Origin of the sequence: Leclercia sp. LSNIH8 (assembly GCF_002920195.1) — a bacterium.
Classification (GTDB): Bacteria; Pseudomonadota; Gammaproteobacteria; order Enterobacterales; family Enterobacteriaceae; genus Enterobacter.
On the sequence record NZ_PQJY01000010.1, the window covers coordinates 52032 to 64552 of the forward strand.

A 12521-nucleotide genomic window follows, 5' to 3' on the forward strand; every position below is an offset into this window, starting at 1 on the left:
AGATGGAAATGACCCACGCTCAACGTCTGATTTTGTCCAATCAGTACAAAATGATGACTATGCTTGATCCCGACAACGCAGAGCGCTATCGCCGCTTGCAGACTATCGTCGAACGTGGCTTTGGTTTACAAATGCGCGAGCTGGATCGCGACTTTGGCGAACTGAAAGAAGAGACCTGCCGCCAGGTCATCGACATCATGGAGATGTACCACGCCCTGCATGTCTCCTGGACCAACCTGAAAGATGCCCAGACCATCGATGAACGTCGTGTCACCTTCCTGGGTTTTGATGCGGCCACCGAATCCCGTTACCTGAGCTATGTCCGCTTTATGGTCAATGTCGAAGGTCGCTATACCCATTTCGATGCCGGTACCCATGGCTTTAATGCCCAGACCCCAATGTGGGAAAAATATCAGCGCATGCTCAGCGTGTGGCACGCTTGCCCGCGCCAGTACCACCTGAGCAGCAACGAGATCCAACAAATTATTAATGCCTGACGGAGGTAGATGTGCAGTGTAAAGGTTTTCTGTTTGATCTGGACGGTACGCTGGTCGATTCGCTACCGGTTGTAGAACGCTCCTGGTGCCGTTGGGCCGACAGACATGGCATCGACCATCAGGACGTACTGAATTTTATCCATGGCAAACAGGCCATAACCTCTTTACGGCACTTTCTCCAGGGAAAAAGTGAAGCGGAAATTCAGGCGGAGTTCACCTGGCTTGAGCAGGTCGAGGCTACCGATACCGACGGTATCACCGCGCTGCCAGGGGCACAGGCGCTGCTCAGGCATCTGAATGAAGCGGGGATCCCCTGGGCTATCGTCACCTCCGGTTCGGTTCCTGTAGCCCATGCGCGCCATAAAGCGGCAGGCCTGCCGTTGCCGGAAGTCTTTATCACCGCGGAGCGGGTCAAGCGCGGCAAGCCAGAGCCCGATGCCTTTTTACTGGGCGCGGAGCTGCTGGGGCTGGCGCCTGAAGAGTGTGTGGTGGTAGAAGATGCCGCAGCCGGCGTGCTGGCGGGCCTCAATGCCGGAAGCCACGTCATTGCCGTCAATGTCCCCGCTAACTCGCCGCGTCTGGATGAGGCGGATTTTGTGCTCACCACGCTGGAGGCACTCGCCGTCAGCCGTGAGCCCGACGGGAATGTAACAGTCACCCGGAAAATGTAATCACATGATTTAGCCCCACATTGTTGGGGCTTTTTTATGGCACTATCTGATGCACTCTTTTCTGACAAGGATCTGTTGTGAACGGTGAACTTATCTGGGTGTTAAGCCTGCTTCTTATCGCCATTATTCTTTTTGCAACCGGCAAAATCCGCATGGATGCCGTGGCGCTGCTGGTGATCGTCGCTTTTGTGCTGAGCGGCACCTTAACCCTCCCGGAAGCCTTTTCCGGCTTTAGCGATCCCAACGTGATTCTGATTGCCGCCCTGTTTATTATCGGCGACGGCCTGGTGCGGACCGGCGTGGCAACCAGTATGGGCTCGTGGCTGGTGAGTGTGGCGGGCAACAGCGAGACCAAAATGCTGGTCTTTTTGATGCTCACCGTGGCTGGACTCGGGGCCTTTATGAGCTCCACCGGGGTGGTGGCTATCTTCATACCGGTGGTGTTGAGCGTCTCCATGCGCATGCAGATTTCGCCGTCGCGCCTGATGATGCCGCTGAGCTTTGCCGGGCTGATCAGCGGCATGATGACGCTGGTGGCGACTCCGCCGAACCTGGTGGTCAACAGTGAACTGTTGCGTGAAGGCCTGGACGGTTTCAGCTTCTTCAGCGTGACGCCGCTGGGACTGGTTATCCTGGTGATGGGCATTGTCTATATGCTGTTAACCCGCTTTGCCCTGAAAAGCGAAAAGCAGGATAAAACTCGCGACGGCTGGAAGCGCCGCACGTTTCGCGATCTGATCAAAGAGTATCGCCTCACCGGGCGCGCGCGCCGTCTGGCGATCCGCCCCGGTTCACCGCTGATTGGGCAACGCCTGGACGATTTGAAACTCCGCGAACGCTACGGGGCCAACGTCATCGGCGTGGAGCGCTGGCGCCGTTTTCGTCGGGTTATCGTTAACGTAAATGGTGTATCGGAGTTTCGCGCCCGGGATGTGTTGCTTATTGATATGTCTTCGGCAGAGGTCGATCTGCGCGAATTTTGCAGCGAGCAGCTGCTGGAGCCGATGGTCCTGCGCGGGGAGTACTTCTCCGATCAGGCGCTGGATGTGGGGATGGCCGAGGTCTCGCTGATCCCTGAGTCGGAGCTGCTCGGCAAAACCATTCGTGAAATCGGCTTTCGTACCCGGTACGGTCTGAACGTGGTGGGGTTAAAGCGCGACGGCGAGGCGATGGATGGCTCGGTGGTGGATGAGCCTCTGGAGCTGGGGGACATCTTCCTGGTCGTGGGTAACTGGAAGCTGATTACCCAGCTGGGGCAGAGAGGGCGAGACTTTGTGGTGCTCAACCTGCCTGTTGAGGTCAGCGATGCATCCCCGGCCCACAGCCAGGCACCGCACGCCATTTTTTGTCTGGTGCTGATGGTCGCCCTGATGCTGACCGACGAAATCCCTAATCCAGTGGCGGCGATCATCGCCTGTCTGCTGATGGGGAAATTCCGCTGTATCGACGCTGAAAGCGCTTACAAAGCGATTCACTGGCCGAGCATCATTTTGATCGTCGGCATGATGCCCTTTGCGCTGGCGCTGCAAAAAACCGGCGGTGTCGATTTAGTGGTGAAAGGACTGATGGAGTTGGGCGGCGGCTATGGCCCTTACATGATGCTGATGTGCCTGTTTGTTATGTGCGCCACGATCGGGCTGTTTATCTCCAACACTGCAACTGCCGTGTTGATGGCGCCTATTGCGCTGGCGATGGCGAAATCGATGGGAGTCTCACCTTATCCGTTTGCCATGATGGTGGCGATGGCCGCTTCCGCGGCGTTTATGACGCCGGTGTCGTCACCGGTTAACACTCTGGTGCTGGGGCCGGGAAGATACAGCTTCAGCGACTTCGTGAAGCTTGGCGTGCCCTTCACGATCCTGGTGATGGTGGTGTGTGTAGTGATGATCCCGGTGTTGTTCCCGTTCTGACAGTTTTGCCCGGCGGCGCTACGCTTGCTGCCTGGAAACCGTAGGCCCGGTAAGCGAAGCGCCGCCGGGCATAACTCACAACGGTGAATCCTGACTGATCTCATCCAGCGAGAGCTGGAAGCTCGGGACAAACACCTCCATGAAGTAGTCCATCTCCTCGCTACGGCGCGCTTCGAGCGTCTTCTCCAGACGCGTTTTCGCCAGTAAAAACTCGTGATTACCGGCAGAGAGCTCTTCCAGACACTTCAGGTAGGCGCAGAGCGCATCGGCCTGCTTCACAATGAAATGCTCCTCTTCGCTGTAGCTCTGCTCGTCTATTAACGGGGCAAAGATATCGCGAAGCTCGTCCGGCACCATGTCGACCAGCTTCTGCTGGGCGATTTTTTCAATCGCCTTGTACTCCTGGGCGATTTGCGAGTTGAAGTATTTCACTGGCGTGGGCAGATCGCCCGTCAGCACTTCTGAAGCATCGTGGTACATCGCCAGCAGTGCGATACGTTCGGCGTTTAGCTGACCATTGAACTTACGGTTTTTGATGGCGGCCAGCGCGTGAGCGACCATCGCCACCTGCAGGCTGTGTTCGGAAACGTTCTCGGTGCGCACATTGCGCATCAGCGGCCAGCGGTTGATCAGTTTCAGTCGGGAAAGATGGGCGAAGAAATGACTCTGACTCATAAGTTACCTTAAATCTGCACAGCGACAGGTTTCATTGTGAGGGGAGGGGCGGTGAGATGCAAATCGGGCTGCCAGTGGCAGCCCGAGAGTTGTTTACTGATGGTATCCGCCGAGGAAGCGTCCAAACCGGGTGATGGCCATTTCCAGCTCATCTTCACGCGGCAGCGTTACGATACGCACATGGTCCGGCCACGGCCAGTTAAATGCCGTTCCCTGTACCAGCAACACTTTTTCCTGCAGCAGGAAGTCGAGCACCATCTTCTGATCGTCAAAGATGTTGAAGCGTTTGATATCGATTTTCGGGAACATATAGAGGGCGCCGTTTGGCTTCACGCAGGAGACGCCCGGAATATCGTTGATCAGCTCCCACGCGCGTTGACGCTGCTCATACAGACGCCCGCCCGGCACGATAAATTCGCTGATGCTCTGATAGCCACCCAGCGCGGTCTGGATCGCATGCTGCGCAGGGACGTTGGCACACAGACGCATGGAGGCCAGCATCTCCAGCCCTTCGATATAGCCTCTGGCGTGTTTCTTCGGCCCGTTCAGCACCATCCAGCCCTGGCGGAAGCCCGCAACACGATAGGTCTTTGACAGGCCGTTAAAGGTAACGGTCAGCAGATCCGGCGCCAGCGCGGCAATAGAGTGGTGCTGCGCTGCGTCATACAGAATTTTGTCGTAGATCTCATCCGCGAAAATGATCAGGTTATGCTGGCGGGCCAGCTCGACGATCTCCAGCAGCAGCTCTTTGGAATAGACGGCGCCGGTGGGGTTGTTCGGGTTGATGATGACGATGCCGCGGGTGCGCGGCGTAATTTTGGCACGAATATCATCCAGATCCGGGAACCAGTCAGCCGATTCGTCACACAGGTAGTGCACCGCTTTACCGCTGGAGAGAGAGACCGCTGCGGTCCAGAGCGGGTAGTCCGGAGCCGGAACCAGCATTTCGTCACCGCTGTTCAGCAGGGCCTGCATCGCCTGGACAATCAGCTCGGAAACACCGTTACCAATATAGATATCTTCTACAGTCACATCGCGCATACCCTGCGCCTGATAGTGCTGCATGATGGCTTTACGCGCAGAGTAGAGACCTTTGGAGTCGCTGTAGCCTTGCGCCGTCGGCAGGTTGCGAATCACATCAACCAGAATTTCATCCGGTGCATCAAAACCAAATGGCGCCGGGTTGCCGATATTGAGCTTAAGTACTTTATTACCTTCTTCTTCGAGGCGCTTTGCCTCTTTAAGAACCGGGCCACGAATGTCATAACAAACGTTATCTAACTTGCTGGATTTTTCGATGGGCGACATGAATCTTTGACCTTTTCACTGTTATTGCGACGTCCTGCCGTGGAGTCAGCACGAAACAATGTACTCCTCGAACGCCCGATTTTGAAGCGTTGGCAGAAGAAGATTTTGTGCATTGCTGACGGTTTGCTCTGAATCTTTTAACTATTTTTAAAGGGGTTAATCACTTTATTGTGTGTATTTTGGGGGATTGCTGGTGTTTTGTCCTGTTGCGGGTGTTTTTATATGGATTTTACGCTGTAAAAAAGGCGTGAATTGAGCGGCTTACGCTGGCGGTGCTACAGTTTACTGTAGTGATTTTTCGTAAAAGCTGAATGAAACTCACTGCTATTCGCTTTCCTGCCTTTTTATATTAACGTTGCTCATGTGAAATTAATGTTAAGTATTATTAATCATTAAGTCCGGTTTCAATTATTGTTTATTTCTAAATAAAGACGAAATCGCAACTTTCGTTAATATAAATAAAATTAGTTTAGCTAGTTACCATTCAGGTTAAATCAAAGGACTTGCAATAAGGCTTATAAAGAAAAAGGTTTTAGGGTAAGATGTATGCCGGGTTTAGCGATGAAAGATAACAGGTCACAGCAGGCCTTGATGCCTGGACCTTTAATAGTTTATTGTAATTGCTAGAATTATCTCTGCCTTGAGAAGTTAAGCGATACCATTGCCGCTCAACCTGTACTGCGATAAAGTTGACGTTGGATATGCATCTTCTTTAATCGAATTTACATCATCCGGCAAATACCTATATATCTCGAACGATTTTGAGAATAAAAATAACGTCAGATAAGTTGTTTCTGACCACTGATATAACCAGCAAAATTACATTATGCAGGCCCCTGCCAGACCGGGACGTCAGCGGATTTCGTTCAGAAGGAACTGTATTACTTTTACGCACACAGCTTAAACCCGGGGCAGCTCCGTACGAGCAACCTGTAAGTGAAAAGATATGATTAATGCAAATCGTCCGATACTGAATCTCGACCTCGATCTGCTGAGAACCTTTGTGGCGGTCGCCGATCTGAACACCTTTGCTGCTGCGGCGGCGGCAGTTTGCCGTACCCAGTCCGCAGTGAGCCAACAAATGCAACGACTGGAGCAACTGGTCGGTAAAGAGCTTTTTGCCCGTCATGGTCGCAATAAGCTGTTAACGGAGCATGGTATTCAGCTCCTGGGTTACGCCAGAAAAATTCTGCGCTTCAATGATGAAGCATGTTCATCATTAATGTTTAGCAACCTGCAGGGTGTCTTAACATTAGGCGCCTCTGATGAGTCGGCCGATACCATTCTGCCGTTCCTGCTCAACCGCATCAGTTCGGTTTACCCGAAACTTGCTCTTGATGTCAGAGTGAAACGCAACGCCTTTATGGTTGATATGTTGCAGGAGCAGGAGGTCGATCTGGTGGTCACCACCCATCGTACCAGCCAGTTCGAATGTCTGACGCTACGCACCTCGCCGACACACTGGTACTGCGCCGCCGAGTTCACGTTGCAGCGCGGCGAGCCGGTGCCGTTAGTCCTGCTGGACGATCCCAGCCCGTTCCGCGACGTTGTGCTGGCTACGCTCAACGCCGCCAATGTGCCATGGCGCCTGGCCTATGTTGCCTCCACGCTGCCTGCGATCCGCGCCGCGGTAAAAGCAGGGCTCGGCGTAACGGCTCGTCCGGTTGAGATGATGAGCCCCGATTTGCGTGTGTTAGGCAAAGCGGATGGATTGCCCGCGCTGCCGGATACGGAATATCTGTTGTGTCATAATCCGGCCAGTAACAACGAGCTTGCGCAGACCATCTTTAGCGCCATGGATGATTACCATAACCCCTGGCAGTACAATACTGTTACTCAACAAGGAGGGGATGACTCGGTAATCATTGAAAGCGATTTCGAGTAAACGAATCCCTAATAATCTGATAACAATTCGCTCAGACGATGACGAACCACTGCCGCTGCCTCTGCGCACAGTGGTTCTTTTTTTGCATGGGCACCAGAGGGGTTTGACTTAAGTCATTGCCAATTTTCTGTTTTATCAATCTGATAGATATCCTGCCTTTCTCTAAAATCCCGCTATACTTGTTCTTTCTAATGTCAATGGGCATGTTAAAAAAGCAGCAAAGATGTTGCCGTTTTTTTGATTGAATTAACAAAAGCGTGTCACAGATCAAGAAAATACTCCTCTTTGGGGGGAGGAATCGACGGCAATTCCTGTCAAAATAGGCGGGTAATCTTTGTATTAGTACATTACGGACACGATTCAACACCCCCACGCAGGTACGCGCCTCACATTTAATGAGGGTTAAGGGCATTAAATGTTAATGAAGTTCGATCAATGTAATTTAATGTGAAGAAACTTTTGTTAAAGTTGACAAAAGGTTATAGAAAGGAGTAAAAAACCACATCATTTTGCTGTCTATGTCTCATTTTCGACAGTTAGTGTACGGTTATTTGTTCCTCCCCATGAATCGATGTGATGCCCATCTGCCAGTAAGAGCAGTGTTCCAGGTATCACTTTTGATGAGTAAGCAATGAGTATGTCAACATCCACAGAAGTCATCGCTCATCACTGGGCATTCGCAATCTTTCTTATCGTTGCCATTGGCCTGTGCTGCCTGATGCTAGTCGGCGGCTGGTTCCTGGGCGGTCGCGCCCGCGCAAGGCACAAAAACACGCCATTCGAATCGGGTATCGATTCGGTAGGTACCGCGCGTTTACGCCTGTCTGCCAAGTTCTATCTGGTAGCCATGTTCTTCGTCATTTTCGACGTGGAAGCGCTTTACCTGTTCGCATGGTCGACCTCCATTCGTGAGAGTGGCTGGGTAGGCTTTGTCGAGGCCGCAATTTTCATTTTAGTGTTACTGGCCGGTCTGGTTTATCTGGTGCGTATTGGCGCGCTGGACTGGACACCTGCACGTTCACGCCGTGAACGTATCAACCCGGAAAACAGTATCCCTAATCGTCAGCAGTAACAGCGAGGCAATAAGATGGATTATACGCTCACCCGCATAGATCCTAACGGTGAGAATGACCGTTACCCCCTGCAAAAGCAGGAGATCGTAACCGACCCCCTGGAGCAAGAAGTCAACAAAAGCGTGTACATGGGCAAGCTCGAGCATGCCATGCACGATATGGTCAACTGGGGTCGTAAGAACTCCATCTGGCCATACAACTTTGGCCTTTCTTGCTGCTACGTTGAAATGGTGACGTCATTCACTGCGGTGCATGACGTTGCGCGTTTTGGTGCAGAAGTACTGCGTGCATCTCCGCGTCAGGCTGACCTGATGGTGGTAGCGGGCACCTGCTTTACCAAAATGGCACCGGTCATTCAGCGTCTGTACGACCAGATGCTCGAGCCGAAATGGGTTATCTCCATGGGCGCTTGTGCCAACTCTGGCGGCATGTACGACATCTATTCCGTCGTACAAGGTGTAGATAAGTTTATCCCGGTTGACGTGTATATCCCGGGCTGCCCACCGCGTCCGGAAGCCTACATGCAGGCGCTGATGCTGTTGCAGGAGTCGATTGGCAAAGAACGCCGCCCGCTCTCCTGGGTTGTGGGTGACCAGGGCGTGTACCGCGCTAACATGCAGTCTGAGCGCGAGCGTAAACGCGGTGAACGTATCGCAGTGACCAATCTGCGGACACCAGACGAAATTTAATTTGCGCCTGTGGGCATGGAGATAACCTTCGCATATCACTATTCAAATAGCGCGAAGCCACGCCCGACAGTCACCACGGACCTTTTGCAATGGTGAACACTATGACCGACTTAACCGCGCAAGACGCCGCCTGGCAAACACGGGATCATCTGGATGACCCGGTCATCGGCGAACTGCGCAACCGTTTTGGGCCGGATGCCTTTACTGTTCAGGCCACCCGCACCGGGGTACCCGTTGTTTGGGTGAAGCGTGAGCAGTTACTGGAAGTGGTTGATTTCCTCAAGAAATTGCCTAAACCTTACGTCATGCTGTTTGACTTACACGGCATGGACGAACGTCTGCGTACTCACCGCCAGGGTTTACCCGCGGCGGATTTTTCCGTTTTCTACCACCTGATCTCAATAGACCGCAACACGGATATCATGCTCAAGGTGGCATTGTCTGAAAACGACATGCATCTGCCGACGATCACCAAACTCTTCCCGAACGCTAACTGGTATGAGCGTGAAACCTGGGAAATGTTTGGCATGACCTTCGATGGCCACCCGCATCTGACGCGCATTATGATGCCGCAGACCTGGACCGGCCACCCGCTGCGTAAAGATTACCCGGCGCGCGCCACCGAATTCGACCCGTTTGAGCTGACCAAAGCCAAGCAGGATCTGGAGATGGAAGCGCTGACCTTCAAGCCGGAAGACTGGGGCATGAAGCGCAGCACCGACAACGAGGACTTCATGTTCCTCAACCTCGGTCCAAACCACCCGTCTGCGCACGGTGCGTTCCGTATTATTCTGCAGCTTGATGGTGAAGAGATCGTCGACTGCGTGCCAGACATCGGCTACCACCACCGTGGCGCTGAGAAGATGGGTGAGCGTCAATCCTGGCACAGCTACATTCCGTACACCGACCGTATCGAGTACCTCGGCGGCTGTGTGAATGAAATGCCGTACGTGCTGGCCGTTGAGAAACTGGCAGGCATCACCGTGCCGGATCGCGTTAACGTGATTCGCGTCATGCTGTCTGAACTGTTCCGTATCAACAGCCACCTGCTCTACATCTCCACCTTCATTCAGGACGTCGGCGCGATGACCCCGGTCTTCTTCGCCTTTACCGACCGTCAGAAGATTTACGATCTGGTGGAAGCGATCACCGGTTTCCGTATGCACCCGGCCTGGTTCCGTATTGGCGGCGTCGCGCATGACCTGCCGCGCGGCTGGGATCGCCTGCTGCGTGAGTTCCTCGACTGGATGCCGAAGCGTCTGGCCTCTTACGAGAAAGCCGCGCTGCGTAACTCCATCCTGAAGGGCCGTTCCCAGGGCGTTGCTGCCTACGGTGCGAAAGAGGCGCTGGAGTGGGGCACCACCGGTGCTGGCCTGCGCGCCACCGGTATCGATTTCGACGTGCGTAAAGCCCGTCCTTACTCCGGCTATGAAAACTTCGACTTTGAAGTCCCGGTTGGCGGCGGTGTTTCCGACTGCTACACCCGCGTGATGCTGAAAGTGGAAGAGCTGCGCCAGAGCCTGCGCATCCTTGAGCAGTGCCTCAACAACATGCCGGAAGGCCCGTTCAAGGCGGATCACCCGCTGACCACGCCGCCACCGAAAGAGCGCACGCTGCAGCATATCGAAACCCTGATCACGCACTTCCTGCAGGTTTCCTGGGGCCCGGTCATGCCGGCACAAGAATCCTTCCAGATGATCGAAGCGACCAAGGGTATCAACAGTTACTACCTGACCAGCGACGGCAGCACCATGAGCTACCGTACCCGTGTACGTACGCCAAGCTTCCCGCACCTGCAGCAGATCCCGTCAGCCATTCGCGGCAGTCTGGTCTCTGACCTGATTGTGTATCTGGGTAGTATCGATTTTGTTATGTCAGATGTGGACCGCTAATTATGCACGAGAATCAACAACCACAAACCGAGGCTTTTGAGCTGAGTGAAGCAGAGCGTGCCGCCATTGAGCACGAGATGCACCACTACGAAGACCCGCGTGCGGCGTCCATTGAAGCGCTGAAAATCGTACAGAAACAGCGTGGTTGGGTGCCGGATGGCGCGATCTATGAGATCGCAAAAGTGCTGGGTATTCCGGCGAGTGACGTCGAAGGCGTGGCTACGTTCTACAGCCAGATCTTCCGTCAGCCGGTAGGCCGTCACGTGATCCGCTACTGCGACAGCGTGGTATGCCATATCACTGGTTATCAGGGCATTCAGGCTGCGATTGAGAAGAAGCTCAATATCAAGCCGGGCCAGACCACCTTTGACGGTCGTTTTACCCTGCTGCCAACCTGCTGCTTGGGTAACTGCGACAAGGGGCCGACCATGATGATTGATGAGGACACTCACAGTTATCTGACGCCGGAAGCCATTCCTGACCTGCTGGAGCAGTACAAATGAAAACTGTAATTCGTACTGCTGAGACACATCCGCTGACCTGGCGTCTGCGTGATGACAAACAGCCGGTATGGCTCGAAGAGTACCAGAGTAAAAACGGTTATGCCGGGGCGCGTAAAGCCCTCTCCGGCATGGCGCCGGATGAGATCGTTAACGCGGTTAAAGACGCTGGCCTGAAAGGGCGCGGCGGCGCAGGCTTTTCCACCGGTCTGAAGTGGAGCCTGATGCCAAAAGACGAATCCATGAACATCCGTTACCTGCTGTGTAACGCCGATGAGATGGAGCCGGGCACCTATAAAGACCGCCTGCTGATGGAGCAGCTGCCGCACCTGCTGGTGGAAGGCATGCTGATCTCCGCCTTCGCCCTGAAAGCCTATCGCGGCTACATCTTCCTGCGCGGGGAGTACATCGAAGCGGCAGAGAACCTGCGTCGCGCGATTGCCGAAGCCACTGAAGCGGGTCTGCTGGGCAAAAATATTCTTGGCACCGGTTTCGACTTCGAACTGTTCGTGCATACCGGGGCAGGGCGTTATATCTGCGGGGAAGAGACCGCGCTGATTAACTCCCTGGAAGGCCGTCGCGCCAACCCGCGTTCTAAGCCGCCATTCCCGGCCAGCTCCGGCGTGTGGGGTAAACCGACCTGCGTAAACAACGTCGAAACCCTGTGTAACGTCCCGGCGATCCTCGCCAACGGCGTGGAGTGGTATCAGGGCATCTCTAAAAGTAAGGATGCCGGTACCAAGCTGATGGGCTTCTCCGGTCGCGTGAAGAACCCTGGCGTCTGGGAACTGCCATTTGGCACCACCGCACGTGAGATTCTGGAAGATTACGCCGGCGGCATGCGCGATGGTCTGAAATTCAAAGCCTGGCAGCCGGGTGGGGCAGGGACTGACTTCCTGACCGAAGCCCACCTCGACCTGCCGATGGAATTCGAAAGCATTGGCAAAGCAGGCAGCCGTCTGGGTACGGCGCTGGCGATGGCCGTCGACCACGAGATTGGCATGGTATCGCTGGTGCGTAACCTGGAAGAGTTCTTCGCCCGCGAGTCCTGCGGCTGGTGTACACCGTGCCGTGACGGTCTGCCGTGGAGCGTGAAGATCCTGCGTGCTATTGAGCGTGGCGAAGGCCAGCCTGGCGATATCGAGACACTTGAGCAACTGTGTCGATTCCTGGGTCCAGGTAAAACCTTCTGTGCGCATGCGCCAGGTGCGGTCGAGCCGCTGCAAAGCGCGATTAAATATTTCCGCGACGAATTCGAAGCAGGCATCAAGCAGCCGTTCAGCAATACCCATTCAATCAATGGTATTCAGCCGAACCTGCTGAAAGCGCGCTGGTAATTCCTTACGCAAAATCATTCAGTCTGCGTCAAGGCGGCGACTGAGTGAGGACCAGGAGCTTACATCAGTAAGTGACTGGTGTGA

General features: G+C 54.2%; 11 protein-coding genes. 9 read left to right on the forward strand and 2 right to left on the reverse strand.

What is annotated here, in order from left to right:
- Nucleotides 1–2 precede the first annotated feature (2 nt).
- The 3 genes from C3406_RS21680 (at nucleotide 3) to C3406_RS21690 (ending at nucleotide 3078) form a co-directional block, all read left to right on the forward strand.
- Entirely contained in the window at nucleotides 3–497 is a 495-nt protein-coding gene (locus C3406_RS21680; protein WP_103825151.1) for a YfbU family protein, read from the forward strand.
- Nucleotides 498–508: 11 nt separating this feature from the next.
- Nucleotides 509–1168, forward strand: coding sequence for a sugar phosphatase (locus tag C3406_RS21685; protein WP_103825150.1), 660 nt, complete (start codon nucleotides 509–511; stop codon nucleotides 1166–1168).
- 77 nt (nucleotides 1169–1245) lie between these two features.
- A complete protein-coding gene (locus C3406_RS21690; protein ID WP_103825149.1) occupies nucleotides 1246–3078 on the forward strand; it encodes an SLC13 family permease in 1833 nt (610 codons plus the stop codon).
- A 75-nt stretch (nucleotides 3079–3153) separates the two neighbouring features.
- Here the strand turns inward: C3406_RS21690 and yfbR are convergent, their stop codons facing one another.
- Entirely contained in the window at nucleotides 3154–3753 is a 600-nt protein-coding gene (gene yfbR / locus C3406_RS21695; protein ID WP_103180476.1) for a 5'-deoxynucleotidase, read from the reverse strand.
- Nucleotides 3754–3846: 93 nt separating this feature from the next.
- A complete protein-coding gene (locus C3406_RS21700; protein WP_103825148.1) occupies nucleotides 3847–5061 on the reverse strand; it encodes a pyridoxal phosphate-dependent aminotransferase in 1215 nt (404 codons plus the stop codon).
- A 946-nt stretch (nucleotides 5062–6007) separates the two neighbouring features.
- On the opposite strand from C3406_RS21700, the gene lrhA reads away from it, so the two are divergent.
- The 6 genes from lrhA (at nucleotide 6008) to nuoF (ending at nucleotide 12437) form a co-directional block, all read left to right on the forward strand.
- Complete coding sequence (lrhA, locus tag C3406_RS21705) at nucleotides 6008–6946, forward strand: transcriptional regulator LrhA (RefSeq protein WP_103825147.1); 939 nt, start codon at nucleotides 6008–6010, stop codon at nucleotides 6944–6946.
- A 631-nt stretch (nucleotides 6947–7577) separates the two neighbouring features.
- Nucleotides 7578–8018 carry an NADH-quinone oxidoreductase subunit NuoA gene (gene nuoA / locus C3406_RS21715; protein WP_103825145.1) on the forward strand — a complete coding sequence of 147 codons (441 nt, stop codon included), beginning with the start codon at nucleotides 7578–7580 and terminating at the stop codon, nucleotides 8016–8018.
- 15 nt (nucleotides 8019–8033) lie between these two features.
- Nucleotides 8034–8708, forward strand: a complete 675-nt coding sequence (nuoB, locus tag C3406_RS21720) for an NADH-quinone oxidoreductase subunit NuoB (protein ID WP_003861482.1) — start codon at nucleotides 8034–8036, stop codon at nucleotides 8706–8708.
- Between the two features lie 89 nt (nucleotides 8709–8797).
- Entirely contained in the window at nucleotides 8798–10600 is a 1803-nt protein-coding gene (gene nuoC, locus C3406_RS21725) for an NADH-quinone oxidoreductase subunit C/D (RefSeq protein WP_103825144.1), read from the forward strand.
- Nucleotides 10601–10602: 2 nt separating this feature from the next.
- Complete coding sequence (nuoE, locus tag C3406_RS21730; RefSeq protein ID WP_014170998.1) at nucleotides 10603–11103, forward strand: NADH-quinone oxidoreductase subunit NuoE; 501 nt, start codon at nucleotides 10603–10605, stop codon at nucleotides 11101–11103.
- Nucleotides 11100–12437 carry an NADH-quinone oxidoreductase subunit NuoF gene (gene nuoF, locus C3406_RS21735; protein WP_103825143.1) on the forward strand — a complete coding sequence of 446 codons (1338 nt, stop codon included), beginning with the start codon at nucleotides 11100–11102 and terminating at the stop codon, nucleotides 12435–12437. The genes nuoE and nuoF overlap by 4 nt, the downstream gene beginning before the upstream one ends.
- Nucleotides 12438–12521 lie beyond the last annotated feature (84 nt).

Excerpts from the sequence above, each read along its gene's own strand:
- C3406_RS21680 (WP_103825151.1), top strand. The coding sequence starts at position 3 with ATGGAAATGACCCACGCTCAACGTCTGATTTTGTCCAATCAGTACAAA.
- yfbR (WP_103180476.1), bottom strand. The coding sequence starts at position 3,753 with ATGAGTCAGAGTCATTTCTTCGCCCATCTTTCCCGACTGAAACTGATC.
- C3406_RS21700 (WP_103825148.1), bottom strand. The coding sequence starts at position 5,061 with ATGTCGCCCATCGAAAAATCCAGCAAGTTAGATAACGTTTGTTATGAC.
- lrhA (WP_103825147.1), top strand. The coding sequence starts at position 6,008 with ATGATTAATGCAAATCGTCCGATACTGAATCTCGACCTCGATCTGCTG.
- nuoA (WP_103825145.1), top strand. The coding sequence starts at position 7,578 with ATGAGTATGTCAACATCCACAGAAGTCATCGCTCATCACTGGGCATTC.
- nuoB (WP_003861482.1), top strand. The coding sequence starts at position 8,034 with ATGGATTATACGCTCACCCGCATAGATCCTAACGGTGAGAATGACCGT.
- nuoC (WP_103825144.1), top strand. The coding sequence starts at position 8,798 with ATGGTGAACACTATGACCGACTTAACCGCGCAAGACGCCGCCTGGCAA.
- nuoE (WP_014170998.1), top strand. The coding sequence starts at position 10,603 with ATGCACGAGAATCAACAACCACAAACCGAGGCTTTTGAGCTGAGTGAA.
- nuoF (WP_103825143.1), top strand. The coding sequence starts at position 11,100 with ATGAAAACTGTAATTCGTACTGCTGAGACACATCCGCTGACCTGGCGT.